The following is a 26,358-nucleotide window of genomic DNA, read 5'->3' as shown; positions in this document are numbered from 1 at the left end:
GACGCAGGCCGTGGGGGAAGGCCGGTCGAAAGCGAGCCCGGCGGGCCGGCGCGCGCGCAGCCACGAGGCCGTCAAACCGGCATCCTCGCCCCGTCCCGCCCCGCACGACACAGCCCGGCCGCGCCACCACACCGCAAACGTCAACTCGTCCCCACCGGCCCACATGGCCATAGCGCCCAAACACGCCTTGCCCACGCAGGCGGCAGACATGCCGCGAACGTCGAATCGGCCCTTGCAATCTCGGCGCTTCAGCCCCCGAAGCACTTATTGCGGTGCACTCTAATCGGCCGCACATCCGCTGTCACCATGCGCGCCCTGCGATGATTCCGCTTCCGTCATGCTCGATCCCGGATTTTGCCCGAGCCACGATTGTGGCGCGCGGCGCCTTCCCCCGGGCGGCGGGCGTGGTATCCATCAGTTCCCGCCATCCTCCCTTGCGAATCCGCCCTTGCCTTCGAGACAACATGTCCACGATGATGAACGCTGAGGGCCGCGCCACGGGCGCCGGCGCGCAACCCGACATGCCGCCGACGCGCATCTTCCTCGTGCTGCCGGCCATCTGCCGCAGCGCCGGCGGCGTTTCGGAATCCGCGCGCCTTCTCGCCCATGCGCTGGCGCGCCGGCCCGATATCGCGCTGGAGGTGGTGACGCTGGAAAGCGAACATTTCGCGGCCGACCGTCCCGGCTGGCCGGACGTGCCGATCCACGCCTTCCGCTCCCATGGGCCGAGCAATTTCGGCTTCTCGCCCGGCATGCTCGCCTTCCTCCTGCGGCGCCGGGCGGATGTGCTGCATGTGCATGGCGTGTGGATGTTTCATGACCTGTGCGCGCATCTGTCGAAAAGCCGATGGCGCGGCCAGCGCGTGGTGGTGACGCCGCACGGCATGCTGGAGGCCTGGATCATGGCCCGCTCGCGCCGGCTGAAGGCGACGGTCTCCGCGCTCTATCAGGACCGGTTCCTGCGCAAGGCCGACGCGATCCAGGTGCTGACCGTGAAAGAGCGCGCCGATGTCGAGGCGGCGCTCGGCACGGCAGCCTCCTGCGTCGTCGTGCCGAATTTCGTGCCCCCCGCGCCCGTGGTCGAGCTGCGGCCGGACTGGTGGCAGCCGGCCATGGAGGGGCGGCGCGTCCATCTGTTCTTCGGCCGCATCCACGAAAAGAAGGGCTGGCGCGAATTGTGCGACGCCTGGGAGTCGCTGAGCGCGGGAAGCGCCGATTTCGCGGGCGGCAACCAGCTGGTGTTCTGCGGCTGGGTCGATGGCTCGCCCGATTTCGCCGGGCGGATCGAGGCGCTCGCCGCGCGCTTCGGCAACGTCACCTATGCCGGCCCGCAATATGGCGACGGCAAGGCCCGCTCGCTGGCCGGCGCGCACGCGCTGCTGCTGCCCTCCAAGAGCGAGGGCCTGCCGATGACCGTGCTGGAGGCCTGGGCCGCCGGGCTGCCGGTGCTGATGACACCGGCCTGCAATCTCGGCATCGGCTTCGAGCGCGGCGCCGCGCTGGCCATCAGCCCCGACGCCGCCGCGCTGGAACGGGAGATCGCCGATTTCGGCGCCTGGCCGCAGGCGCGGGTGGAAGCCATGGTGGAAAACGCCCGGCAACTGCACCGCGAAGTGTTCTCGCAGGACGCCGTGGTGAGCGCGCTGGTCGCCACCTATCGCGGCGACGCGCGCCCGACCCAAGAGAGATTCACCGAGGTGGGATTGCCCGAGGCGGGACTGCACGAGGCGGGACTGCACGAGGACGTGCCCGCCATGCCGGCGCCGATGGATGCCATGGCGACGCCCTCGCTCTCTCCCGCGTCCTCCGCCGCGCCCTCCGCCGACGGCCCGCTGGCGGCGAACAGCACCGCCACGTTCGAGGGCGCCCCGAGCTTCCCGCTGAAGCACCGGCTGCTGCGGGCGGTGTGGCAGATCACCTGGGCACTGCTCGCCTCCTGGACGCCGCCGCCGCTGCGGCGCTGGCGCGCCATGCTGCTGCGCCTGTTCGGCGCGCGGATCGGCAAGGGCGTGCAGGTCTATGGCAGCGCGCGGATCTGGTATCCGCCCAATCTCGACATGGCGCCCTATTCGGCGCTGGGGCCGGGCGTCATCTGCTATTGCATGGCGCCGACGCGGATCGGCCACCATGTCGTCGTCTCGCAGCGCGCGCATCTGTGCAGCGGTACCCATGACGTGCAGAGCTCCGACTTCCAGCTGCGCGTGCGGCCGATCACCATCCATGACGACGCGTGGATCTGCGCCGAGGCCTTCGTGGGGCCCGGCGTCACCGTGGGCGAAGGCGCGGTGCTCGGCGCGCGCGGGGTCGCCCTGCGCGACCTCAAGGACTGGACCATCTATTCGGGTAACCCCGCCGTGGCGCTGAAGCCCCGCACACCCTTCCGGAGGCGCTGAGCATGGCGCGGAACGACAGCCCCGGCGGGATCACCGCCATCGTCCTCACCTTCAACGAGGCGAAGCATATTGCCCGCTGCATCGACAGCCTGCGCCCGGTGGCCGCGCGCATCTGCGTGATCGACAGCCATTCCACCGACGACACGGCGGAGATCGCCCGCGCGCACGGCGCCGAGGTGTTCCTCAACCCGTGGCGCAACTACGCCACCCAGTTCCAGTGGGGCCTCGACAATGCCGGCATCACCACCGGCTGGACCATGCGCATCGATGCCGACGAATATCTGGAGCCCGCGCTGCAGCAGGCGATCGGCGACTTTCTCGCCCGCCCCGGCACGGTGAACGCGGTCTATTTTCGCCGCAAGGTGGTGTTTCTCGACCGGCCGATCACCCATGGCTTCTTCTACCCCGCGCTCATGCTGCGGCTCTGGCGCAGCGGCGCGGGGCGCATCGAGCAGCGCTGGATGGACGAGCACATCCTGGTCGAGGCCCCCGTCACGGCGACGCTGCCGGGCGACCTCGTCGACCACAACCTGAACGACATCGCCTGGTGGACCGGCAAGCATATCGGCTATGCGCGGCGCGAGGCCTACGACATCATCGCCTCGCGCGCGGCCGGGGAGAGCCGGGAGAAGGCCGCCGATCTCAGCGGATCGGCCCGGCGCAAGCGCTTCCTCAAGGAGCGCATCTACAACCGGCTGCCCACCGCGCTGCGCTCCTCGCTGTATTTCGTCTATCGCTACGTGATCGGCCGCGGCTTCCTGGACGGGAAGGAGGGCTTCTTCTTCCACTTCTTCCAAGCCTACTGGTACCGCACCTATGTCGACGCCTCGCTTCTGGAGCTGGAACGCCGGGCGCAGGCACAGGGCCTCACCGCCTACGAGATGCTGAAGCGGGACGGCATCCTCTCCTGAGCCGGAGCCGCCCGCCGCATGTCCCGCCAGTGATCCCGCGCCGCAGCCGGTGCCGCGGCGCGGGTCGCCCTCACAGGCTCTGATTATAGGCGCCGACTTCGGGGTGGGTGCGCAGCACGCCGTCCACCAGCGCGAACATGTCGCGCATGCGACCTTCCGATACCGGGCTTTCCACCACCACCACCAGTTCCGGCTTGTTGGAGGAGGCGCGAACCAGCCCCCAGGAGCCGTCTTCCACGGTGACGCGCACGCCGTTCACCGTCACGAGGTCGCGGATCTTCTGGCCGTCAATGGTGTCGCCGCGCGCCGCCATCGCCTCGAAATGCTTCACGACCGCGTCGACCACGCCATATTTGGTTTCATCGGCGCAGTGCGGCGACATGGTCGGCGAGGACCAGGTCTTGGGCAGCGCGTCCTTCAATTCGGACAGCTTCCTGCCCGGATTGCGGTCGAGCATGTCGAGAATGGCGATGGCCGAGACGAGGCCGTCATCATAGCCGCGCCCGATCGGCTTGTTGAAGAAATAGTGCCCCGACTTCTCGAAGCCGACCAGCGCGCCGGTCTCGTTGACGCGGCGCTTCATGTAGGAATGGCCGGTCTTCCAGTAATCGGCCTTGACGCCGTTGGCGATCAGCACTGGATCAGTGACGAACAGGCCGGTCGACTTCACGTCGACCACGAACGTGGCGCCGGGATAGAGCGCGGAGAGATCGCGCGCCAGCATGACGCCGACCTTGTCGGCGAAGATTTCCTCGCCCAGATCGTCCACCACGCCGCAGCGATCGCCGTCGCCGTCGAAGCCGAGCCCGACATCGGCCCCCGAGGCCAATACCGCATCGCGCATGGCGTGCAGCATTTCCATGTCTTCCGGGTTGGGGTTGTATTTGGGGAAGCTGTGATCGAGCTCCGTGTCGAGCGGCACCACCTCGACGCCGAGCGCCTCCAGGATACGCGGGGCAAAGGCGCCCGCCGTGCCATTGCCGCAGGCGACCACGGCCTTGATGGGATTCTTCAGCTTCGGCCGGTCGGTCAGGTCCTTGATGTAGACCTCGGGGAAGTTCTCGACATAGGTGTAGCTGCCGCCCGCGCGCTGAATGCCGGCGCCCGAGAGCACGATTTCCTTGAGGCGGCTCATCTCGTCCGGGCCGAAGGTCATCGGGCGGTTCACGCCCATCTTCACGCCGGTCCAGCCATTGTCGTTATGCGAGGCCGTGACCATGGCGACGCAGGGAATATCCAGCGCGAACTGCGCGAAATAGGCCATGGGCGAGAGGGCGAGGCCGATATCGTGCACCTTGATGCCGGCGGCCATGAGCCCGAGCACCAGTCCCTGCTTGATCGACGACGAATAGCCACGGAAATCGTGGCCCGTCACCAGTTCGGGGCGGATGCCCAGTTCATGGATCAGCGTGCCGAGGCCGAGGCCGAGCGCCTGAACACCCATGAGGTTCAGCTCGCTGCCGAACAGCCAGCGCGCGTCATATTCGCGAAAGCCGGTCGGCTTCACCAGCGGCACGGTCTCATAGGCGTAGGTGTTCGGCTTCAGCGAGGCTTCAGGCAAGGGGAACATCGAATACCTCATCCCTTCTTCAGACGATGGACGCGCAGGCGTCGGCGAATTGCACCGGGACCGAACGGACCGGGAAAAACGGGCTGGCAAGAGCCGGATGGACCTGCCGGTCCGGGCACCGCACGGCTGGCCCGCACCTCATGCGCCGCTGGCCAGAAGCTGCTTGAGATAGCCGCCATAGCTGCTCTTCCCCAGCTGGGAGGCGAGGCGCGCGAGCTGGTCGGCGTCGATGAAGCCGAGCTTGTAGGCGATCTCCTCGGGGCAGGCGATCTTGAAGCCCTGGCGCTTTTCGAGCGTGCGCACGAATTCGGCGGCTTCCAGCAGGCTGTCGGGCGTGCCGGTGTCGAGCCAGGCAAAACCACGGCCCATCTGCTCGACATTCAGGTCGCCACTCTCGAGATAGGCGCGGTTGACATCGGTGATCTCCAGTTCGCCACGCGCGGAGGGCGTGAGGTTCGCCGCGATATCCACGACCCGGGAATCATAGAAATAAAGCCCCGTCACCGCCCAGTTGGACTTCGGCACGGCGGGCTTTTCCTCAATCGACAGCGCCTGCATCGCATCGTTGAACGCGACCACGCCGTAACGCTCGGGATCGACCACGTGATAGGCGAAGACCGTGGCGCCGGAGGTGCGGTCGGATGCGCGCGCCAGCAGCGTGCCGAGGCCCGCGCCGTAGAAGATGTTGTCGCCCAGCACCAGCGCCGACGGGCCGCCGGCCACGAAATCGGCGCCGATCGTATAGGCCTGCGCCAGTCCGCCGGGATGGGGCTGCTCGGCATAGCGGATCGACAGGCCCCATTGCTCGCCATCCCCCAGCAGGCGCTGGAAGTGCGGCAGGTCATGCGGCGTCGAGATCAGCAGGATCTCGCGAATTCCGGCCAGCATCAGCGTTGACAGCGGGTAATAGATCATCGGCTTGTCATATACCGGCATCAGCTGCTTTGAGGTCACGAGCGTCATCGGATGCAGGCGCGTGCCCGCGCCACCGGCCAGAACAATACCCTTCATTTGGCAATCCTCAACTGAAATTACGGGGTGTTTCTTGCTCGCGAGCCTCGTCCCGCCGCAGCGATATTGATATAACTACCGTTTAACACGGAGACTTCTCTCCAATATTATCCGTAACTTTGGACTATCTCCCTCATCTGGCGGGCATCGCAGATACCATCCGCCGCGACTGGGACGCCCGTTCGATCGCGGCCTACATATCATCGTTTGGGCGGGAAACAGAAAGCCGCAGCCGGCCGAGTTGCCGCCCCGATCGGCGCTCCGGAGGCATTTGACTCACCCCATGGCGCGCCTTCAAGCTGGGTGTTCAGCCTGCCAGATCCCGTGGCGGCACCGGTCGGGCGCGACGGCTGAGACGAACGCGGCGGCGGAGAAGGAGACGAGCCATGTCGGACGACACCGGACCCAGGCGCCGCCCGGCGGGCAAGCGCGCGGGCAAGCCCGCCACCGCCGAAGCGGCTCCCGCTTCCGCATCCGCTCCCTCCGTTCTCTCCGCTCTCTCCGCGCGCGAGCCTTCCGTCGAGAGCGGGCTGGCCGATGAGAGGATGGAGGCGGCGCAGCAGGCGGAACTCTCGGTGGCCGCCGAGCTTGCCGGCTCCCGCTCATCCGGCGAGGGGCTGGAGGCGCTGATCGCCGGCGCCGCGCCCGACGACGCGGCGCGGCTGCGCAAGTCGCTCGGCATGCCCCGGAAGTCCGGCAGTCCCAGCACGACCAGCGACGAACTGGCCGATGACTGGCGGCTCGGCGGCTATCCCTTCAAGTACAAGATGCTGCGCCGGGACTATGAGCGCGAGAAATTCGTGCTGCAGAGCGAGCTTCTCAAGCTGCAATCCTGGGTGAAGGAAGCGCGCCAGCGGGTGATCATCCTGTTCGAGGGCCGCGACGCCGCCGGCAAGGGCGGCGCCATCAAGCGCTTCATGGAGCATCTCAACCCGCGCGGCGCGCGCGTCGTCGCGCTGGAGAAGCCGAGCGAGGTGGAGCGCGGCCAGTGGTATTTCCAGCGCTATGTCCAGCACCTGCCCACCACGGGCGAGATCGTGCTGTTCGACCGCAGCTGGTACAACCGCGCCGGGGTGGAGAAGGTGATGGGCTTCTGCACCGACGACGAATATCGCGAGTTCCTGCGGCAGGCTCCCGAATTCGAGCGCAATATCACCCGCAGCGGCATCCACCTCTTCAAGTTCTGGTTCTCGGTCAGCCGCGACGAGCAGCGGCGCCGGTTCAAGGAGCGCGAGGTGCACCCGCTGAAGCACTGGAAGCTCTCCCCGGTGGACCTCGCCTCGCTCGACAAATGGGATGACTACACCCGCGCCAAGGAGGCCATGTTCTTCCACACCGACACGGCCGATTCGCCATGGACGGTCATCAAGTCGGACGACAAGAAGCGCGCGCGTCTCAATGCGATGCGCTACGTGCTGCATTCCCTGCCCTATACCAACAAGGACGCCACGCGCATCGGGCCGGTGGACACGCTTCTGGTGGGCCGGGCCAATTCCATTCACGAGCGCGGCGAGCACAGGAGTTCGGCGGAGTAGCGGGCGAGGCCGCACGCCTGCGCACGGCGCTTGACAGGCGACGCCCGGACATCCTTGTTCATGGATGGGACATGCGGAGGATCGCCGATGCGCTACACCGTCAACGTCATCGCCGCGCTGATCGCCGGCACGCTGCTGGTCAGCATGGGCGCGGGCGACGCCCTCGCGCAGTATCGCGAGAACCCGATCCTGCAACGTCCCTCGGTGACGACCCCCATACCCCGGCAGGCGCCCCCGCCGCCGCCGGGCTGGAGCCCGGCCCCGCCGCTGCCGCCCGCCATCCGCCAGAGCATCCCGTGGCCCAGCTGCCTCAAGGAGCCGTGCAACGGGCCACCGCTGATCACGCGGCCCTGACGGACCGGCCGGGTTGCGGGCGCACGCCAGGCTGCGTCCCCCGGCCTTTGGCGCCCGCCGACACACCGGCTACATGTCTACGGAGGACGCCCCGCGTCCCGATGGACGGCGCCAGGCGCGAGGCGGAGGCATGGGAACGGTCCGCGCGCAGGGTCGATTCGGGGAACCGGCGCCGCGCCGGCCGTTCGCGCGAAAGGCCGGCCGGAGACACGCCTGCCGCCGATGATTCGCCCCTCCGGCGCGACCGCCGGGACGGATTCGGCAGGCGCCGGCCGTGCCGCAAAACGGGTAGGCGGTTCAACCGGCCTGATCGCGCGCGCGGAATGATCCAGGTCGCTCCCGCCCTCGCCATCCGATGGCGCGGCCAGACGGCACGAACGCGCGCCGGGCGAGGTGCCCGAACTTGCAACGTCTTTTCAGCGGATTGGGATGCCTGAATGGTGGAGCCGAGGGGATTTGAACCCCTGACCTCTGCAGTGCGATTGCAGCGCTCTCCCAACTGAGCTACGGCCCCACGCGTCAGGCCGCGCCTTGTACGTTCGCGCAATGGGCGCTGTCAAGGCGCGTTGCGCGCGCTCCCCACCGGTTCTGTGAATCGGGGTTGCCGCAATGCAGCGGCGCCTTTAAGCATCATGGTGTTGCACGCAAGGGCGCCCCCGCCGGGCTCCCCCGTTCCGAGGCTCGCGATGTATTCGCTTCTCTGGCTTTTCGACACGCTCATCACGCTTTATGTCTGGATTCTGATTGCTTCGGCCATCCTGTCCTGGCTGGTGGCGTTCAATGTCGTCAACGCGCACAATCAGGTCGTGCGCTCGCTTGGCGAATTTCTCTGGCGGGTGACAGAGCCGGTGCTGGCGCCGCTTCGCCGCATCCTTCCCAATCTCGGCGGCATCGATATCTCGCCGGTGGTGCTCATCATCGTCCTCTACTTCGTGCGCAATCTCGTCTTCGAGCTCGTGACCGGCTGGTGAGCCAGCACCCGCCCCCTGCCCCCGCCTGGGTGGCGGTCGCGGACGGGCTGGTCGTCACCGTGCGGGCCACGCCGCGCGGCGGGCGGGACGCGATTGACGGGCTGGTGGAACTCGGCGACGGGCGGCGGGCGGTGAAGGCGCGCGTCTCGGTGGCGGCGGAGGACGGCAAGGCGAATGCCGCGCTGGCCCGGCTGCTCGCCAAGGCCGGCGGCATCGCCCCCTCGCGCGTCGAATTGCTGTCGGGAGCGACCTCGCGCACCAAGAGCTTCAAGCTGACGGGTGATGCGGCCGAGGTGGCCGCGCGGCTCGGGGCGCTGGTCGGCTAGAGCGGCGCTCCGGGGCGCGCCCGAGGGCCCGTGGAGCGGGCTCAGCCGTTCCAGCCGAAGGCCAGCTTTTCCAGCATGCGCCCGCCAAAGGTCTCGGAGGAGCGCGCAACGCCCGTGCCGCCCATCGCCCGGTAGAAGCCGAGCGCCGGTTCATTGCCGGCCAGCGCCCAGACGGCGAGGCCTTCGAAGCCGCTGGCGGCCAGTTCCTTGCGGGCGTCGCCGAACAGGCGGCGGCCAAAGCCCAGCCCCTGATATTCCGGCCGGAGATAGAGTTCGTAGATCTCGCCCTCATAGGGCAGGCCGCGCGCGCGGTTGCGGCCGAGATTGGCATAGCCGGCGACCGTGTCGCCGAGCGTGAGCACCACGACGCGCGAGCCCCGCTTCAAGGCGGTTTCCCACCAGACCGGGCCACGCCGCTGGATCATCTTCTCAAGCTCGGCACCGGGAATGAGGCCGCGATAGGCCACCCGCCATGCCGCATCATGGATGTCGGTTATGTCGGCAGCGTCAGCCGGGCGAGCCCGGCGCGTCTCGACGAGAAGCGTGCTCATGATCCCGATGGGAGCAAATGCGCTCTCCCGGATCAAGAGCCTCTCTGCAAAATGCACGTTCGATTGAACGCGGCGTGGCCAAGACGACACGCCCCGCCACGCCGCCGGCAAATAGCCGGTGCGTGGACGGCACGTGAAAGCCACTTGGCCGGTATTTGGCCGGCATTTGGCCGAGGGCGTCAGACGCCCTCGGATTCCTTGCGGCGCTCCTCGCGCTTGCGCTCGTTCGGGTCGAGGAAGCGCTTGCGGATGCGGATGGACTTCGGCGTGACCTCGACCAGTTCGTCGTCCTGGATCCAGGCCAGCGAACGCTCCAGCGTCATGCGGATCGGCGGGGTCAGGCGCACCGCCTCGTCCTTCGAGGTGGTGCGGATATTGGTGAGCTTCTTGCCCTTGAGAACATTGACCTCAAGGTCGTTCTCGCGGTTGTGCTCGCCGATGATCATGCCCTGATAGACCTTCCAGCCGGGCTCGATCATCATCGGGCCGCGATCCTCGAGGTTCCACAGCGCATAGGCCACGGCCTCGCCGGCCTCATTCGAGATCAGCACGCCGTTGCGGCGGCCGGGAATTTCGCCCCGGTGCGGCTGATAGGCGTGGAACAGCCGGTTCATGATGGCGGTGCCGCGCGTGTCGGTCATCAGTTCGCCCTGGTAGCCGATGAGGCCACGGGTGGGCGCGTAGAACACCAGGCGCTGGCGGGTGCCGCCGGAGGGCTTCATCTCCACCATCTCGGCGCGGCGCTCGGACATTTTCTGCACGACCACGCCGGAATATTCCTCGTCGACGTCGATCAGCACTTCCTCGATCGGCTCGAGGATCTCGCCGCTCTCATCCTTGGTGAACACCACGCGCGGACGCGAGACGGCGATCTCGAAGCCTTCGCGGCGCATGGTCTCGATCAGCACGGCGAGTTGGAGTTCGCCGCGGCCGGACACGAAGAACGAATCCTTGTCGCTGGATTCCTCGATCTTCAGCGCCACGTTGCCCTCGGCCTCGCGCAGCAGGCGGTCGCGGATGACGCGGCTCGTCACCTTGTCGCCCTCGGTGCCGGCGAGCGGCGAATCGTTGACGATGAAGGACATGGTGACGGTCGGCGGGTCGATCGGCTGCGCCTTGAGCGGCGCGTCGACGCTGAGGTCGCAGAACGTGTCGGCCACCGTGCCCTTGGAAAGGCCGGCAATGGCGATGATGTCGCCCTGCACGCCTTCCTCGATCGGCTGGCGCTCGATGCCGCGGAAGGCGAGGATCTTGGAGACGCGGCCCTGCTCGACCAGCGAGCCGTCCTGCGCCAGAACCTTGATCGACTGGTTCGGCTTGATCGAGCCGGAGGTGATGCGCCCGGTGATCATGCGGCCGAGGAAGGGGTTGGCTTCCAGCAGCGTGCCGATCATGCGGAACGGGCCGTCATCGACGGTGGGCTCGGGCACATGCTTCAGCACGAGGTCGAACAGCGGGGCCATGCCCTCGTCCTGCGAGCCCTCGGCGGTGGTGTTCATCCAGCCATTGCGGCCCGAGCCGTAAAGAATCGGGAAGTCCAGCTGCTCGTCGGTCGCGTCGAGCGCGGCGAACAGGTCGAACACCTCGTTGATGACTTCCTGCGAGCGGGCGTCGGAGCGATCGACCTTGTTGATCGCGACAATCGGACGCAGGCCAACCTTGAGCGCCTTGCCGACCACGAACTTGGTCTGCGGCATCGGGCCCTCGGCGGCGTCGACCAGCACGATGGCGCCGTCCACCATGTTGAGGATGCGCTCCACCTCGCCGCCAAAATCGGCATGGCCGGGCGTGTCGACGATGTTGATGCGGGTATCCTTCCAGACCACCGAGGTGGCCTTGGCGAGGATGGTGATGCCGCGCTCCTTTTCGAGATCGTTCGAATCCATCACACGCTCGGCGACGCGCTGGTTCTCGCGGTAGGATCCGGACTGCTTGAGCAGTTCGTCCACCAGCGTGGTCTTGCCGTGGTCGACGTGGGCGATGATGGCGATGTTGCGCAGCTTCATATGAAAACACCAAAAAGCGGGCCCGAAGGCTTCCGGACCCGCGCTGAATTTTGCGGCGCACTATACTGAGAATGCCCGCCAAGGCAATGAGGGCGCTCGATTTGATCGCTCATCGGGCGCATCTACCGCAGGGTCGGCGCAAATCGCCGCCCTTCAGTGGGTCTCGCGCAGTTCCCAGAGCCGGCGAATCTGCGCCTGCTTGAGGATGGCGCCATCCGGCGTGCGCAGCCAGGCAAGTTCGCGGTTCGCCGGCGACTGGGTCATGGCGAAGGCGACCGCGTCGTCCACGGTCTCGAATTCATAGCTGTCCGGCCAGGCATCGGGAGCGTCGACGGCATGGGACGCCGGCCAGTATTGCAGCCGTACCGGCGGATGATCGGGGGTCATGCATCTTCCTCCTCGGTTCAGGCTTCGCGCCTGTCGAGCGACGGGGCGGTAGCCGAAGCCATGACCCCGGTTCGCGGGGCGCGCCCGTGCGAAGCCACCCGCGGCGCGCCTGCCGGGATCAACGCCTCCGGCCGCGCGGTGGTTCCGCGCGTGGACAAGGCCATGCCTTGCCGCAAGGGTCTCCCTTGAAGCGGTGGCACGGTTTCACCAGTTCTGAAGGGACAGCGAGAAGGGATGGAACCGATGACGCAGATGAGCGACAGCCCGGAGAACGGCAAATCCACGTGCGGCACGCCGGCCGACCCGGCTCCCTATGTCGACGGGGATGTGGATGAGGCCGGCAAGGAGAGCTTTCCCGCCAGCGACCCACCCGCCTTCAGCGGCGTGACCGGCAACGAGCCGCCGCCGGACGAGAAGATCGAGCGCAGCGAGGCGGATATTGACGAGATGCTGGAGGACAGTTTCCCGGCCAGCGACCCGCCCTCCTTCACGCCGATGACCGGGGTGAAGGAGGGCGACTGAGCCCGCAGCCCCTGTCCTTCCGCCGGCAGCCCCTGTCCTTCCGCCCGCGGCCCCGTCCTCCCGCCGGCAGGCCGGGCGTTGCCGGCGGGAGGGCGCGAACCGGCCCGCCGCTTACACCGGCCGCTTCGCCCAGGGCCCGAAGCGGCCATCCGGCTGTGCCGCGCGCAGCAGCATCATCTCGCCGACATTTTCCGGCGACAGCAGGCCGACCAGAAGGCCGGTGGAATCCACCACGCCCACCACCGGCGCGCCTTTTTCGGTGATGAGCCGGAGCGCACGGTCCAGCGGGGCGCGGGTGTCGACGGTGGGAATGTCGCCCTGCATCGCCTCCAGCACCGAGGAGGCCGGGCCCCTGGCCTGCAGCGCGTGGATCATCGCGTCGCGCGTGAGCACGCCGCGCAGGTGGCCGGCGCCGTCGACAATGGGGAATTCCTTCTGCGTGGTGCGGATCAGCGCGTCGGCGGCGTCACCCACGCTCGCCTGCGGGCCCAGCGCCTCGAATTTCGTGATCATCGCATCCTGAACCAGCAGGCCCTGCGCCGCCTGCTTCATCTGCGCCTGGCCAGCCTCGCCGGAAGCCGCGAGGAAGACGAACACGGCGATGATGATCAGCATCGGGTTGCCGAAAATGCCGAGCAGCCCGAACCCGATGGCCAGCGCCTGGCCGATCGAGGCCGCCGTCTGCGTGGCCTGCGCATGGCTCATCCGCATGGCGAGCAGCGCCCGCAGCACCCGCCCGCCATCCATGGGAAAGGCGGGAATGAGGTTGAACACCACAAGGAAGACATTGGCGGCGGCGAGCTTCGCCAGCAGGCTGACCTGCGGGTTTTCGATATTCTCGATGTGCTCGACCCCGACATGGCCGCCGAGGACGAGGAACAGCACGGCGGCGATCGCCACGTTCACCAGCGGCCCGGCAATGGCGACGACCAGTTCCTCCGACGGTTTCTCCGGGATGCGCTCCAGCCGCGCGATGCCGCCGAACGGCCAAAGCGTGACTTCCGGCGTCTTCACCCCGTAGCGGCGCGCCGCGAAGATGTGGCCGAATTCGTGCAGCAGCACGCACAGGAACAGCAGCACCACGAAGGTGACGCCCTCCCACGCGGCGCCGCTTCCGCCCTGCCGGTAATAGGCGGCCCAGATCCAGACCAAGAACAGCAGGAAGGTGACATGGATGCGCACCGCCGTGCCGTAGACGGTGCCGATGGTGAGCGACCAGGGCATGGGCTTCTCCTTCACGCAGCGCGACAGCATAGACCCGCGCCGGCGTCGGGCGCACGCCGTAAACGCCGCCAATGCGCCCTCCAGCCATCATGCCTTGCGTCATGCGACGGAACCCGGCGCGGGACCGGCGGGTTGCCTCCCCGACAGAGGAGATTGCCATGAGCCACGACAGAATGAGCCACGACAGAATGAGCGGCGACAGGACGACGACCGAAGCCGTCGACAAGGCGTGGGCGATGATGGACGACATCCGCATCTGCATGCTGGTCACGCGCGAGGGCGAGACGCTGCGCGCGCGGCCGATGGATGCCCATCCTTCGCGGGAAGAGGGGTGCATCTGGTTCCTATCTGACCGGCGCGGTCACAAGGACGAGGAGATGCGGCACGACCCGCAGGCCGCGCTGACCTTCGCCCATCCCGGCCGCAACGATTACCTCTCCGTTTCCGGGCAGGCGGAAGTCACTGATGACCGCGCCAAGATCGACGAGCTGTGGACCGACATGAACAAGGCGTTCTGGCCGAACGGCAAGACCGATCCCAATATCTGCGTGGTGCGGTTCCTGCCGGAGCGGGCGGAATACTGGGATGGCCCGTCCGGCGCGATCGGCGTCGCGCTCAAGATGATGGCCGCGCGACTGACCGGCTCCCCCACCGACCTCGGCGAAAACCGGAAAGTGTCGCTGGACTGAGCCCAGTCGCGACGATCAGGCCGCGCGCGCCCTCTCGCGCGCGGCCTTGGCGTCACGCACCGGCGGGACGCCGAACAGGCGGCCATACTCGCGGGTGAATTGTGGCACGCTCTCATAGCCTACGGCAAAGGCGGCGGCGCTGGCGGAAGCGCCCTGCGCCGCCATCAGCCGCCGCGCCTCGATCAGCCGCAACTGCTTCTGGAACTGGAGCGGGGATAGCGACGTGACGCTGCGAAAATGCTGATGGAAGGTGGAGGAGCTCATCCCGGCCGCCTCCGCCAACCGGCGAACGGGCAGCGGCCTGGCGAACTCGGCGCGCAGCAGCGCCACGGCGCGGCCGATGCGCTGGGCGTGGCCATCCGGCCAGCCGAGGCGGCGAATCGCGGCCCCATGGCGGCCGGCGAGCAGCCAGTAATGCATTTCGCGCAGGAGCGGCGCCTGCAGTACCGGCAGCGCCGCCGGACGATCGAGCAACTGGAGCAGCCGCAGCGCCGCTGCCGCGACTTCTCCGTCGGTCGGGTCGACCCGCACCGGATCGGCATCGCCCGCCAGCGCTGGCCCCATTTCCCGCACGAGTTCGGCGACAACCGCAAGGTCAAGCTCAAGCACCAGCGAGACATAGGGCGCGGCGTGGCTCGCCCGCATGATCTGGCTGACGATCGGCACATCGGCGGTGATGAGCAGCGAGTCGCCCGCGCGCAGGCCGTACTCGCGCGTGCCCATCGTCACCTGCTTGGCCCCCTGCACCACCAGGCAGACCAGCGGTCGGGCAATGGCATGGGCGACGCCCGACGGCGCGGCGACGCGAAAGAACATGAGCCCGGGGATGGGGGTCGCGGCGATGCCGTTCGCATCCGCGTGCAGCCGGCCGTGCCGGTCCATGATGTCGAGCAGCGTTGTCATGCCGGCATCTTAACCCGATGGGGCGGAAGGAAAAGCACCTTCGGAGGATCAGGCAAGAACTAGCCGCTATCCGGCAACCGCAGGCCGGCGCCGCGCATCATATCTGGCTCGCCCCAATGACAGGAGACGGACCATGACCACGATTACCCTCATCACCGGCGGCAGCCGCGGGCTCGGCCGCAACACCGCGCTCAGCGTTGCCCGTCGTGGCGGCGATGTCGTCATCACCTATCACAGCCGCAGCGAGGACGCGCAGGCCGTCATCGCCGAGATCGAGGCGCTGGGCCGCAAGGCCGTGGCCCTTCAGCTCGACACCGGCAAGGTCGCGGGCTTTGCCGATTTCGCCGCCCGGCTGCGCACCGCGCTCGGCGAGACCTTCGGCCGCGACAGCTTCGACCACCTCGTCAACAATGCCGGCCATGGCTACCACGCGCCGATCGCTGAAACCCCCGAGGATCAGTTCGACCGGCTGGTCGACGTGCACTTCAAAGGTGTGTTCTTCCTCACCCAGACGCTGCTGCCGGTGATCGCCGATGGCGGGCGCATCGTCAATTTCTCCTCGGGCCTGACCCGCTTCGCCTATCCCGGCTACGCCGCCTATTCCGCGATGAAGGGCGCGGTGGAGGTTCTCACCCGCTACATGGCGAAGGAGCTCGGCGCGCGCGGCATTGCGGTCAACACGGTGGCGCCGGGGGCGATCGAGACCGATTTCGGTGGCGGCGCGGTGCGCGACAATCCCGAGATCAACAGGCACCTCGCCGGCATCACGGCGCTGGGGCGCGTCGGCGTGCCCGACGATATCGGCCCGATGGTCGCCAGCCTGCTCTCGCCGGACAATCGCTGGGTCACAGCTCAGCGCATCGAGGTGTCGGGCGGCCAGGCGATCTGAGAGCGTCGATTCGGTAATCGGTTTGCCCGCTTGAGGGACCGTTATCCCGGCCGTGGCCGGGGCGGAGCCTTCCGACCTCATACCCGGGCGTGACCCGGGCACCCAGTGGTCGGGCGCGCGGCAAAGCTCTGGGCCCCCCGGCCAAGCCCGGGGGATGAGGGAGGTTGCGAGTGCGGGCTCAGCCCCTGTCGCTTGCCCGGGCGGAACCCTTCCGCCCGGCTTCGTCGTCCTGCCTTAGCGCCCGACCTTGCGGTCGCGATTGGCCAGCGTGCGCAGGCGCAGCGCGTTGAGCTTGATGAAGCCCGCCGCGTCGCGATGGTCATAGGCGACCGCGCCTTCCTCGAACGTGACGAGGTCCTGATTGTAGAGCGAATAGGGGCTCTCGCGACCGACGACGGTGACATTGCCCTTGTAGAGCTTCAGCCGCACGCGGCCGGTGACCAGTTCCTGGCTCTTGTCGATCAGCACCTGCAGCATTTCGCGCTCGGGCGAGAACCAGAAGCCGTTATAGATCAGCTCGGAATAGCGCGGCATCAGCTCGTCCTTGAGATGCGCCGCGCCGCGGTCGAGCGTGATGCTCTCGATGCCGCGATGCGCCGCGATCAGGATGGTGCCGCCGGGGGTCTCGTAGACGCCGCGCGACTTCATGCCGACGAAGCGGTTCTCCACGAGGTCGAGCCGGCCGATGCCGTTCTCCTTGCCGAGCGCGTTGAGGCGGGTCAGCAGGCTGGCGGGGGAGAGCGCCTCGCCGTCCACGGCGACCGCATCGCCCTGCTCGAAGTCGATGGTGATGTAGGTCGCCTTGTCCGGCGCGTCCTCCGGCGCGATGGTGCGCATATAGACCATCTCGGGCGCCTCATGGGCCGGATCTTCCAGCACCTTGCCCTCGGAGGAGGAGTGCAGCAGGTTCGCGTCGACCGAGAACGGCGCCTCGCCGCGCTTATCCTTGGCGATCGGGATCTGGTGGCTTTCGGCGAAGGCAATCAGCTGCTCGCGCGAGCGCAGGTCCCATTCGCGCCACGGCGCGATGATCTTGATCTCCGGCTCCAGCGCGTAATAGCTCAATTCGAAGCGCACCTGGTCGTTGCCCTTGCCGGTGGCGCCATGCGAGACGGCATCGCCGCCGACCAGCCTAGCAATCTCGATCTGCTTCTTGGCGATCAAGGGCCGCGCGATCGAGGTGCCGAGCAGGTACTGGCCCTCATAGAGCGCGTTGGCGCGGAACATCGGGAACACGTAGTCGCGCACGAATTCCTCGCGCACGTCCTCGATGAAGATGTGCTCGGGCTTGATGCCGAGCATCTCCGCCTTCTTGCGCGCCGGCTCCAGTTCCTCGCCCTGGCCGAGATCGGCGGTGAAGGTCACCACCTCGCAGCCATAGGTGGTCTGCAGCCATTTCAGGATCACCGAAGTGTCGAGACCGCCGGAATAGGCGAGTACCACGCGCTTGACGTCAGCCATGTCGAAGAGTTCCGCACGAGGAAGACCAAAGGGACCCCGGCCAACCGGAGCCGGAAAACGGCGCGGACTATAGGCATGGCACGCGCGCGCGCAACCCTCGGCGTGCGGATTGCGGCGCGCGGTCCGATCGGCGGGACCCGCGCCCTCAGGGCATGCGGGCCGGCGGCCGTGGCCCGGAAGCCGCAGGCGGGGGCACGGGATCCGGCGGGGGAGCGGCGGGAGGCGCCGCCATCGGTCCGGCGGCCGAAACGGGCGCGGAGGTCGGCGATGGAGACGGCAACGGGGCCACGCGCGCCCCGCCAAGCGGCTTCCAGAAGCCGGCGCTCCAGCCAGCCACCAGCCAGTAGGCCAGCCCTCCGGCAAGGCCGGCAGCCACCACGTAGAAAGTGGCCTCGTCCACCGGCGGCGCCGACTGGTCGGCATAGGTCGGGAACAGCCAGGCGGCGAGCCAGGCCGATACCGCGCCATTGGCAACGTGAAAGATCCACGAGCGCACCGCGAAGGTCTCGGCGAACAGGATGCCGATGGCGGCGATCGCCCACATCATCAGGATAAGCGCGGTGAGCACGAACACCGCCGCCGACAGCGCGTCGAGCAGCAGCACGGCATGGTTGATATTCGTGCCGGAGATGAGCCCGCCAATGTCCCAATAGCCGACAATCACCACCAGCATGGTGGTGATCATGCCGGCCATGACGCCGAGCGGCACCACGAGAAACCGCAGCAGCAGGCGCAGGAGAGTGTCCATCAAGAGCTTGCCATCAAGAGGTTGCCATCCGGTTCGGCTCACGCGGGGTGGCGGTCACACCGGCACGGGCGGGGGCATGTGGCAGACGGCCTCGATATTGTGCCCGTCCGGGTCCAGCACGAAGGCGCCGTAATAATTCGGGTGGTAATGCGGGCGCAGGCCGGGAGGCCCGTTATCCCGCCCGCCGGCCGCGAGCGCCGCCGCATAAAAAGCGTCGACCGCCGCCCGGTCGGGCGCGGCGAAGCACACATGAAGCCGGCCCTCGCCGCGCGCGGCCAGCACGCCACCCGAGCCGATCCAGAAGAATGGCTTGCCGCCGCCCGGCCCGGCCGTGGCGCCGAAGCCGGCACGGTCGCCGGCGCGGGTCTCGGCGCGGGTCTCGGCGCGGGTCTCGGCGGCGGACACTTCCATCACCACGGCGAGGCCGAGCGGCGCCAGCGCGCGGGCATAGAACGCCCGGGCGCGGGCGAAATCCGCCACGGGGAAGCCGATGTGATCGATCATGGCCGATCCCCCGCGCGCGGCACTATTCCGCTGCCGCCGCCATGGCGCGCAGGGCGAGGCGCTCGCGGGCGGTGAGCTTCTCGGTCTCGCTCTTCAGCTGGCCGCAGGCGGCGAGAATGTCGCGCCCGCGCGGCGTGCGCACCGGGCTGGAATAGCCGGCGCGGAACACGATGTCGGAAAAGGTCTCGATGGTCTCCCAGTCCGAGCACTCATATTTGGTGCCCGGCCAGGGATTGAACGGGATGAGGTTGATCTTGGCGGGAATGCCGGCCAGCAGCTTCACCAGCGCCTTGGCGTCGGCGGGAGAATCATTGATGCCCTTGAGCATGACGTATTCGAAGGTGATGCGCTTGGCGTTGGAGGCCGGCGGATAGGTGCGGCAGGCCTCCAGCAGTTCCTTCAGCGGGTATTTCTTGTTGATCGGCACCAGCACGTCGCGCAGTTCGTCGCGCACGGCGTGCAGCGAGATGGCGAGCATCGGCCCGACCTCGCGGCCGAGCCGCTCGATCTCCGGCACCACGCCGGATGTCGAGACGGTGATGCGGCGCTTGCCGATGCCGAGCCCCTCGCCATCCGCCAGCACCTCGATCGACCGGGCCACCGAATCATAGGCGTAGAGCGGCTCGCCCATGCCCATGAAGACGATATTGGTCACCAGCCGGTCACCCTCGGTCGGCAGGCCCGGACCCACCGCCCGCTCGCGACCGGGATAGTCGCCGAGCCGGTCGCGCGCCACCATCACCTGCAGCACGATCTCGGCGGCGGTCAGGTTGCGCACCAGGCGCTGCGTGCCGGTGTGGCAGAACGAGCAGTTGAGCGTGCAGCCGACCTGAGAGGAGACGCACAGCGTGCCGCGATCGCTCTCGGGGATGTAGACCATCTCGACATCGTGCGGCTTGTCGCCGGCAATGTCGGGCGGAAGGCGCAGCAGCCATTTGCGGGTGCCGTCATTCGACACCTGCTCGACCACCACGTCCGGCCGCGCCAGCGTGAAGGCAGCACTGAGCTTCTCGCGCAGCCCCTTGCCGACATTGGTCATCTCGTCAAACGAGAGAGCGCCGCGCAGATAGATCCAGTGCCAGAGCTGGGCCACGCGCATGCGCTGCTCGCGCTCGCTCACGCCGATTTCGGCGAGCGCCTGCGCGAGGCCGGCGCGGTCCAGCCCGGCGAGCGAACGCCGTGCCGGCACTGTTGGGACAGCCGGGCCGCGCGTCTCAAGGGGGGCAGCGCTATCGATGGAGACGGGTGTCTCCAGGCCGGACGCCGCTATGATATCGATCAGGTTCATCACTTTATCGGATAATGAAGGTTTGTTGCGCGTATAACACGGATCCACTCCAAAAGCGATCCGACCGCCATGGCCATCAGAAGCCTGATGGCCTCTGTGCTACGCAAACGTTCCGACGAAACATTTGGACGCGCCTTCATGAGAGATGATTATTGGCAGCAGGTACGCGGCGTCGCGATCATTGCCGTCGTCATGATTCACGCGACGAGCGCCGCTCAAAATATCGCCGGATCAAGTGAAAACATCTTAGAAATCATCATACTTCGTCAGTTTATAAACTTTGCGGTCCCACTTTTTCTGTGCATTTCGGGATATTTTGCAACAAACTACAAAAACAGATCAATATTAAAATACTACTTCGACCGATCATCTCGCATAATTTATCCTTATATATTCTGGACAATTTTGTATATATTTACTTTTCACTTCGATAAAATACATAATATCAAATTCATAATATTAATGATTGCAACAGGGAGTGGTATTTTTATCGGATATTTTATAATAGTTCTTTTGCAAATGATATTAATTACTCCAATTATATACTCACTTAAAAGAAATAAACATATAATTACATTAATTATTTTCACTTTTATTGGGTTATTTTACACTTATTACATTAATATTGAGCAGCAAAACTCTTGGATATCAAGATTTCCATATAACGGACTACCATTTTTCGTATGGTATCCATTTTACCACCTTGGTGTTTACATAAAGTCCTGCGAAGATGAAAATCGCACCGTAAACCTGAAACCGAAAGCGCTATTGATCTCATGGGTCGCAGCAGTTGGCCTTTCAATTACTGAGGCCGTAATTCTAATGAAATACGGCATCTCTTCAATGTCATTTTCACAAGTAAAATTTAGCTCTTTTCTTGCATCGACATTTTTATTTTTATATTTTGTTGCTTTTTATCAACAAAATAAACCTAAAATAAAATTTAAGTTTGTTTCGTATTTAGGAAACATATCATTTTTTGTTTACTTTTTTCATCTCATTCCATTAATTTTATTAGAACGTATATTTAAAGAGATTCACATTAATATTTATTCATACATTATGATTATAGTTCTGTCTGTTCTTACTCTCGGATCTTGCTGTATCGCTGCAAATCTAGGAGGTTATTTGCCAAACACTATAAAGAAACGGCTGCTCGGCCTTTAGCCCGCGTCACTTCAGCGGCACCCAGATGTCGATGACCAGATCGTCCTGCGAGGTGGTGCGCGGGTCGGAGCGGTATTCCTCGACATAGAGGTCCTGCGCCTCCAGGTCCTTGGCGTCGAGCAGGTTGGCGATCTGCTCATAGGTCGGGTCCATCGCGTCATAGGGACCGCGATGGGTGAAGCGCAGCGCCTTGCCGGCCGGCGAGGCGGAAAGCTCGACGCCGTCCTGCGGCTTCTCCATGGTCACGCCGTCGAAGGGCACCGCCGCCTCGAAATCAAAGCCGTTATCGTCCGTCGCCGTATAGATGACGAGCGAGGCTCCGACGGGCGTCAGCTTCAGCCGCGCCATCTCGGCGTCGATCTGCCTGAGCGTCGCCACGATCGTGGTGAAGCCCTCGTCCCAGCTGCTTCGCGCCTTCTTGATCAGCACCGGCACGGGCTTGAGCATCGCCTCCTCGCCGAAGCCGTCCGGCCGCTTCAGCGGGTCCTCGATGACCGGCGTGACCGCCTGCGTCTCGACGCCCTTGGGGTCGACCACCGGCGGGGCGATCATGTCGTCCTCGTCCAGCGGCTTCTCGGGCGCGGAGGGGTCTGCCGGGGCCGGCGTGGCGGGGGGAACCTGCGCGTAAGCCGGCCCGGCCAAGGGGGCGCAGAGCCCCGTCATCACGGCGAGCAACAGGGCGGCGCGCCGCATCCGGGCACGTTCAGGGGCAAGGCGTAGCATCATGAGGTCACCGGAAAGCCGCGCGGGCGCTTGCCGCAACATAGCATTGCGCCGCACCCGGCGCAGGCCTTCCCGGGCCCACATCCCGCGATCGTGGCCAAGCGTGACCTGTTTGCCGCGAGCCGGCCGCGGGCAAGCGTTCGTGGGCAAGGGGCGGCGGGCAAGGGGCGGCCGGGAGCCGGGAGCCGGGAGCCGGCGAGGTTCACCCTAGCGGGGATAAACCAGCTCGAACCGCTCGCAGGCGATCTCCAGCTCGTCATTCACGACATGGCCGCTGCCGGCGAGCACGCGCGTGAAATAGGCGAGGTGCGCGGAGCGCCACCACGCCAGCGTCAGGTCGCCCTCCCCCTCGGCTCGTGCGAACTCCTCGTCCACCTCCGCAAAGCGTCGAATGTCGACCGAGCAGGTCCGAATGACCGCCTTCGCCTCGCCGGCGCCGTTTGTCACGATGGACAACTCCCCCGGCTGCGGCAGGGCAAGGCCCGCCAGCTGAAGCTCTGCCAGCGAGGAGGCGGTGGCGCGCTTCTGGCCCGCCAGAACGAGAGCGAGGCAGATATCGGCGTCCGGCGCGTTGTCGCAGAACTGAAAGGCGGCCGGGGCAGCCTCCGGCGCGTCCGCATGCACCGCGCGATAGCGTGCCCAGATGTCTCGAATCGACGGATGCATCCCGGCAGCCTAGCGCCTTTTCCCGTTTTCCCGAATCGGGGAAAGGCTGCGCGCCTCGAGCGCTACCCGTTTTCCGGACGCAGACCGGCATCCACTGCGTTTGAGAGCGCAGCAGCCGCCGGATGGCGCCATCGCCATCATCGGCGCAGCCGCGAGAGCGCAGCCGCGACCATTGAGGCTGGTCATCGCGAACCGCTTCGCCATATAAGGACCGCACCTCTTTCTGGGCCCCGGACCATGGCAGCGCTGGACAATCGCCCCTTCGTCAAGATGAACGGCCTCGGCAACGAGATCGTCGTGCTGGACCTGCGCGACGCGCCGCTGGCAGTGCCGCCCGAGGAGGCGCGCGCGCTGGCCCGGCCGGACGTGCTGCCGTTCGACCAGATCATGGCGCTCTACCCGCCGACAACCGACGGCACGAGCGCCTTCGTGCGCATCATCAATGCCGACGGATCGGAATCGGGCGCCTGCGGCAACGGCACGCGCTGCATCGCGCTCTACGAGGCCGGCCGCACCGGCCGCGATCATCTGCTGTTCGAGAGCGTCGCCGGTCTGCTCGACTGCCGGATCGCCGGCGAGGCCATTACCGCCGACATGGGCATGCCGCGTTTCGGGTGGGCGGACATCCCGCTCGCCGGCCCGGTGGCGGATACCCGCGCCATCGAATTGCAGGCCGGCCCGGCGGAGGCGCCGGTGCTGCGCACGCCCTCCGTGGTCAATGTCGGCAATCCGCACGCCATCTTCTGGGTCGACGACATCGAGGCCGTGGATCTCGCGCATTACGGACCGGAGCTGGAGCACCACCCGATCTTTCCCGAGCGGGCGAATATCTCGCTCGCCCAGATCATCGGCCCGGATCATATCCGGCTCAAGGTCTGGGAGCGCGGCGTCGGCCTCACCCGCGCCTGCGGCTCGGCCGCCTGCGCAACGGCGGTGGCCAGCGCCCGCCTCGGGCTGACGGGGCGGCGCGTCACGATCACCCTGCCCGGCGGCGACCTGGTGATCGACTGGCGCGCCAGCGACGACCACATGCTCATGACCGGCCCGGCCGAAATCGAGTTCGAGGGACGTCTGACCGCCGGCATGCTCGTCGCCGCCGGCACGGCCTGAAGCCCCCGGAATGTCCCTGCCCGCCCCGTCCCCCGCCCCGCCGCCAGATGCGCCGCCCGATGCGCCTCCCTCGCCGGACCGCGCCTCCTTGGACCGCGCCTCGCTGGATGTGGTCACGTTCGGCTGCCGGCTCAACGCGCTGGATTCGGCGAGCGTGAAGGCGATGGCGCGCGAGGCGGGTCTCGCCCGCACGGTGGTGGTCAATACCTGCGCCGTCACCAGCGAGGCGGTGAAGCAGGCGCGCCAGACGATCCGCCGCCTGAAGCGGGAGGATCCCGCGCGCCGCATCATCGTCACCGGCTGCGCGGCACAGACCGAGCCGGCATCCTTCGCCGCCATGGCCGAAGTCGACCGCGTGCTCGGCAATGACGAGAAGATGTCTCCCGCCAGCTGGGCGGCAACGCGCCGCGCGCTCGATTTCGGGCTGGACACTGACGAGAAGGCGCATGTCGGCGACATCATGAGCGTGCGCGCCACCGCGCCGCATCTCATCGACGGCGCCGCCGATACCATCGAGGGGCACACTCGCGCTTTCGTCGAGGTGCAGAATGGCTGCGATCATCGCTGCACCTTCTGCATCATTCCTTATGGGCGCGGCAATTCGCGCTCCGTGCCCATGGGCGCGGTGGTCGCGCGGGTGCGCCAGCTTGTCGAGCAGGGTTTCGCCGAAGTCGTGCTTACCGGGGTCGACCTCACCTCCTATGGCGCCGACCTGCCCGGCGCACCCCGGCTCGGCACGCTGGTGCGCGCCGTGCTCAGGCATGTGCCGGACCTGCGGCGGCTGCGCCTGTCCTCGATCGATTCGGTGGAGGCGGATGCCACGCTGATGCGCGCCTTCGCCGAGGAGGAGCGGCTGATGCCGCATCTGCACCTCTCGCTGCAGGCGGGCGACGACCTCATCCTCAAGCGCATGAAGCGGCGGCACCTGCGGGCCGATGCCATCGCCTTCTGCGCCGAGGCCCGGCGCCTGCGGCCCGACATGGTGTTCGGCGCCGACATCATCGCCGGCTTCCCGACCGAGTCGGAAACCCATTTTCGCGCCTCGCTCGACCTTGTCGATGCCTGCGGGCTGACGCATCTGCACGTCTTCCCCTACTCGCCGCGCCCGGGCACGCCGGCCGCGCGCATGCCGCAAGTGCCGACCCCGGTCATCCGCGAGCGCGCCCGGCGCCTGCGCGAGACGGGCGAGGTCGCCTTGCTGCGCCATCTCGCCGGCGAGATCGGCACACAGCGCGAGATTCTCGCCGAGCGTGGCGGGCTGGCCCGCACGCCCGGCTTCACCCCGGTGCGGCTCGCCCGTGAGCTTGTCCCCGGCACCTTTTCCCATATCCGCATCGCCGGCCACGACGGCACGCGGCTGATCGCGGCGTGAACCTCATGAACGACCCCCAGGCCCCCGATACTCCCGCCCCCCGCCCCGGCTTCTGGAAGCGCCTGACACAGGGCCTGACGCGCACCGCGTCGAACCTGTCGACCGGCATCACCGACCTGTTCACCAAGCGCAAGCTCGACGCGGCGACGCTGGAGGACCTGGAAGACGTGCTGATCCGCGCCGATCTCGGCGTCGATACCGCCGCGCGCATCGCACAGGCGGTCGGCAAGGGCCGCTACGACAAGACCATCGAGCCCGAGGAAGTGCGCTCCCTCGTCGCCGCCGAGATCGAGGCGGTGCTGCAGCCGGTCGCCCAGCCGCTGGTCTTCGCGTCCGATATCCGGCCCTTCGTGCTGCTCATGGTCGGGGTCAACGGCTCGGGCAAGACGACGACGATCGGCAAGCTCGCCGCCACCCTGCGCGCGCAGGGCAAGAAAGTGGTGCTGGCCGCCGGCGACACGTTCCGCGCCGCCGCCATCGAGCAGCTGAAAGTCTGGGCCGATCGCACGGGCGCCAGCGTCGTGGCGCGCGAGCCGGGCGCGGATGCCGCCGGCGTGGCCTTTGACGGCCTGCAGCAGGCCCGCGCGCAGGACGCCGACGTGCTCATCATCGACACGGCCGGCCGGCTGCAGAACCGCGCCGAACTGATGGCCGAGCTGGAAAAGATCGTCCGCGTCATCAAGAAGCAGGAGCCTTCGGCCCCCCATGCGGTGGTGCTGACGCTCGACGCGACGGTGGGGCAGAACGCGCTCTCGCAGGTGGAGGCGTTCCAGCGCGTGGCCGGCGTCACCGGCCTCGTGATGACCAAGCTCGACGGCACGGCGCGCGGCGGCATCCTCATCGCCATCGCCGCCCGATTCGGGCTGCCCGTGCACCTGATCGGTGTCGGCGAAGGGGTCGACGATCTGCAGCCCTTCGCGGCGCGGGACTTCGCGCGCGCCATTGTCGGGCTGGAGAACTGATCCGCGCGACGCTGGCGCGGCGAAAGCCGGCCAATCAGCGCTTGTACTTCCGCCGCAGGTGTTCCGTAGCTACGGTGCGGGGGAATCCGCCGGGGGGCCGCCGTCTTGGGAGCAC

25 protein-coding genes, 1 tRNA gene and 1 pseudogene are annotated in these 26,358 nt (G+C 66.8%); 13 read left to right on the top strand and 14 right to left on the bottom strand.

Features of this window, described 5'->3' with window-relative positions; all coding sequences use genetic code 11:
- Positions 1–464 precede the first annotated feature (464 nt).
- Together QOZ99_RS11605 and QOZ99_RS11600 are read left to right on the top strand one after the other, a co-directional pair.
- A complete protein-coding gene (locus tag QOZ99_RS11605) occupies positions 465–2,393 on the top strand; it encodes a glycosyltransferase (RefSeq protein ID WP_306890116.1) in 1,929 nt (642 codons plus the stop codon).
- Positions 2,394–2,395: 2 nt separating this feature from the next.
- The gene (locus tag QOZ99_RS11600) at positions 2,396–3,304 is read left to right on the top strand and encodes a glycosyltransferase family 2 protein (RefSeq protein WP_306890115.1); all 909 of its coding nucleotides are present in this window, start codon (positions 2,396–2,398) and stop codon (positions 3,302–3,304) included.
- A gap of 70 nt (positions 3,305–3,374) precedes the next feature.
- On the opposite strand, the gene QOZ99_RS11595 is transcribed toward QOZ99_RS11600, so the two are convergent.
- Complete coding sequence (locus QOZ99_RS11595) at positions 3,375–4,874, bottom strand: phosphomannomutase/phosphoglucomutase (RefSeq protein WP_306890114.1); 1,500 nt, start codon at positions 4,872–4,874, stop codon at positions 3,375–3,377.
- 138 nt (positions 4,875–5,012) lie between these two features.
- A complete protein-coding gene (rfbA, locus tag QOZ99_RS11590; RefSeq protein WP_306890113.1) occupies positions 5,013–5,885 on the bottom strand; it encodes a glucose-1-phosphate thymidylyltransferase RfbA in 873 nt (290 codons plus the stop codon).
- A 386-nt stretch (positions 5,886–6,271) separates the two neighbouring features.
- Between rfbA and ppk2 the strand changes: the two genes are divergently transcribed.
- A complete protein-coding gene (gene ppk2 / locus QOZ99_RS11585; RefSeq protein ID WP_306890112.1) occupies positions 6,272–7,420 on the top strand; it encodes a polyphosphate kinase 2 in 1,149 nt (382 codons plus the stop codon).
- 87 nt (positions 7,421–7,507) lie between these two features.
- The gene (locus QOZ99_RS11580) at positions 7,508–7,774 is read left to right on the top strand and encodes a hypothetical protein (RefSeq protein ID WP_306890111.1); all 267 of its coding nucleotides are present in this window, start codon (positions 7,508–7,510) and stop codon (positions 7,772–7,774) included.
- Positions 7,775–8,212: 438 nt separating this feature from the next.
- Here the strand turns inward: QOZ99_RS11580 and QOZ99_RS11575 are convergent.
- Positions 8,213–8,288: transfer RNA gene (locus QOZ99_RS11575), tRNA-Ala, on the bottom strand.
- 172 nt (positions 8,289–8,460) lie between these two features.
- On the opposite strand from QOZ99_RS11575, the gene QOZ99_RS11570 reads away from it, so the two are divergent.
- Complete coding sequence (locus tag QOZ99_RS11570; RefSeq protein WP_183189112.1) at positions 8,461–8,745, top strand: YggT family protein; 285 nt, start codon at positions 8,461–8,463, stop codon at positions 8,743–8,745.
- Complete coding sequence (locus QOZ99_RS11565; protein WP_306890110.1) at positions 8,742–9,071, top strand: DUF167 family protein; 330 nt, start codon at positions 8,742–8,744, stop codon at positions 9,069–9,071. Before QOZ99_RS11570 ends, QOZ99_RS11565 begins: the two co-directional genes overlap by 4 nt.
- 41 nt (positions 9,072–9,112) lie before the next feature.
- Here the strand turns inward: QOZ99_RS11565 and QOZ99_RS11560 are convergent, their stop codons facing one another.
- The 3 genes from QOZ99_RS11560 to QOZ99_RS11550 all read right to left on the bottom strand — a co-directional run bounded on the left by QOZ99_RS11560 (position 9,113) and on the right by QOZ99_RS11550 (position 12,015).
- Positions 9,113–9,622: a GNAT family N-acetyltransferase gene (locus tag QOZ99_RS11560; RefSeq protein ID WP_183189111.1), complete on the bottom strand. Its 510-nt coding sequence runs from the start codon at positions 9,620–9,622 to the stop codon at positions 9,113–9,115.
- A gap of 179 nt (positions 9,623–9,801) precedes the next feature.
- Complete coding sequence (gene typA / locus QOZ99_RS11555; RefSeq protein ID WP_306890109.1) at positions 9,802–11,628, bottom strand: translational GTPase TypA; 1,827 nt, start codon at positions 11,626–11,628, stop codon at positions 9,802–9,804.
- Positions 11,629–11,781: 153 nt separating this feature from the next.
- On the bottom strand, positions 11,782–12,015 hold the full coding sequence (locus QOZ99_RS11550; protein ID WP_306890108.1) for a hypothetical protein: 234 nt from the start codon (positions 12,013–12,015) through the stop codon (positions 11,782–11,784).
- Between the two features lie 243 nt (positions 12,016–12,258).
- On the opposite strand from QOZ99_RS11550, the gene QOZ99_RS11545 reads away from it, so the two are divergent.
- Positions 12,259–12,537 (top strand): hypothetical protein, encoded by a 279-nt coding sequence (locus tag QOZ99_RS11545; RefSeq protein ID WP_306890107.1) that lies wholly within the window; start codon positions 12,259–12,261, stop codon positions 12,535–12,537.
- A 111-nt stretch (positions 12,538–12,648) separates the two neighbouring features.
- Here QOZ99_RS11545 and QOZ99_RS11540 read toward each other — a convergent pair whose 3' ends face one another.
- On the bottom strand, positions 12,649–13,761 hold the full coding sequence (locus QOZ99_RS11540) for a site-2 protease family protein (protein WP_306890106.1): 1,113 nt from the start codon (positions 13,759–13,761) through the stop codon (positions 12,649–12,651).
- Positions 13,762–13,919: 158 nt separating this feature from the next.
- Here QOZ99_RS11540 and QOZ99_RS11535 point away from each other — a divergent pair, with 158 nt between their 5' ends.
- Positions 13,920–14,450: a pyridoxamine 5'-phosphate oxidase family protein gene (locus tag QOZ99_RS11535; protein WP_306890105.1), complete on the top strand. Its 531-nt coding sequence runs from the start codon at positions 13,920–13,922 to the stop codon at positions 14,448–14,450.
- 15 nt (positions 14,451–14,465) lie between these two features.
- On the opposite strand, the gene QOZ99_RS11530 is transcribed toward QOZ99_RS11535, so the two are convergent.
- Positions 14,466–15,353 carry an AraC family transcriptional regulator gene (locus QOZ99_RS11530; protein WP_306890104.1) on the bottom strand — a complete coding sequence of 296 codons (888 nt, stop codon included), beginning with the start codon at positions 15,351–15,353 and terminating at the stop codon, positions 14,466–14,468.
- 133 nt (positions 15,354–15,486) lie between these two features.
- Here QOZ99_RS11530 and QOZ99_RS11525 point away from each other — a divergent pair, with 133 nt between their 5' ends.
- Positions 15,487–16,242: an SDR family NAD(P)-dependent oxidoreductase gene (locus QOZ99_RS11525; protein WP_306890103.1), complete on the top strand. Its 756-nt coding sequence runs from the start codon at positions 15,487–15,489 to the stop codon at positions 16,240–16,242.
- 234 nt (positions 16,243–16,476) lie between these two features.
- Here the strand turns inward: QOZ99_RS11525 and QOZ99_RS11520 are convergent, their stop codons facing one another.
- The 4 genes from QOZ99_RS11520 to rlmN form a co-directional block, all read right to left on the bottom strand.
- The gene (locus tag QOZ99_RS11520; protein WP_306890102.1) at positions 16,477–17,703 is read right to left on the bottom strand and encodes an argininosuccinate synthase; all 1,227 of its coding nucleotides are present in this window, start codon (positions 17,701–17,703) and stop codon (positions 16,477–16,479) included.
- Positions 17,704–17,848: 145 nt separating this feature from the next.
- Positions 17,849–18,451, bottom strand: a complete 603-nt coding sequence (locus tag QOZ99_RS11515; protein WP_306890101.1) for a hypothetical protein — start codon at positions 18,449–18,451, stop codon at positions 17,849–17,851.
- 54 nt (positions 18,452–18,505) lie between these two features.
- Entirely contained in the window at positions 18,506–18,955 is a 450-nt protein-coding gene (locus QOZ99_RS11510) for a VOC family protein (protein WP_306890100.1), read from the bottom strand.
- A 22-nt stretch (positions 18,956–18,977) separates the two neighbouring features.
- The gene (rlmN, locus tag QOZ99_RS11505) at positions 18,978–20,243 is read right to left on the bottom strand and encodes a dual-specificity RNA methyltransferase RlmN (RefSeq protein ID WP_306890099.1); all 1,266 of its coding nucleotides are present in this window, start codon (positions 20,241–20,243) and stop codon (positions 18,978–18,980) included.
- A 69-nt stretch (positions 20,244–20,312) separates the two neighbouring features.
- Between rlmN and QOZ99_RS11500 the strand changes: the two genes are divergently transcribed.
- Entirely contained in the window at positions 20,313–21,410 is a 1,098-nt protein-coding gene (locus QOZ99_RS11500; RefSeq protein WP_306890098.1) for an acyltransferase, read from the top strand.
- A 6-nt stretch (positions 21,411–21,416) separates the two neighbouring features.
- On the opposite strand, the gene QOZ99_RS11495 is transcribed toward QOZ99_RS11500, so the two are convergent.
- The gene (locus QOZ99_RS11495; protein WP_306890097.1) at positions 21,417–22,136 is read right to left on the bottom strand and encodes a GyrI-like domain-containing protein; all 720 of its coding nucleotides are present in this window, start codon (positions 22,134–22,136) and stop codon (positions 21,417–21,419) included.
- A gap of 204 nt (positions 22,137–22,340) precedes the next feature.
- Entirely contained in the window at positions 22,341–22,799 is a 459-nt protein-coding gene (locus tag QOZ99_RS11490) for an ASCH domain-containing protein (RefSeq protein WP_306890096.1), read from the bottom strand.
- 237 nt (positions 22,800–23,036) lie between these two features.
- Between QOZ99_RS11490 and dapF the strand changes: the two genes are divergently transcribed.
- The 3 genes and pseudogenes from dapF to ftsY form a co-directional block, all read left to right on the top strand.
- A complete protein-coding gene (gene dapF / locus QOZ99_RS11485) occupies positions 23,037–23,909 on the top strand; it encodes a diaminopimelate epimerase (protein ID WP_306890095.1) in 873 nt (290 codons plus the stop codon).
- A 10-nt stretch (positions 23,910–23,919) separates the two neighbouring features.
- Positions 23,920–25,281, top strand: a complete 1,362-nt coding sequence (gene mtaB, locus QOZ99_RS11480) for a tRNA (N(6)-L-threonylcarbamoyladenosine(37)-C(2))-methylthiotransferase MtaB (RefSeq protein ID WP_306890094.1) — start codon at positions 23,920–23,922, stop codon at positions 25,279–25,281.
- Positions 25,282–25,328: 47 nt separating this feature from the next.
- A pseudogene (gene ftsY / locus QOZ99_RS11475) lies at positions 25,329–26,243 on the top strand (signal recognition particle-docking protein FtsY); the annotation flags it as partial.
- Between the last annotated feature and the right edge of the window lie 115 nt (positions 26,244–26,358).

The sequence above is a fragment of the Ancylobacter amanitiformis genome, from assembly GCF_030814815.1.
Taxonomy (GTDB): domain Bacteria; phylum Pseudomonadota; class Alphaproteobacteria; order Rhizobiales; family Xanthobacteraceae; genus Ancylobacter; species Ancylobacter amanitiformis.
This window is presented reverse-complemented; position numbering and strand designations above follow the sequence as displayed.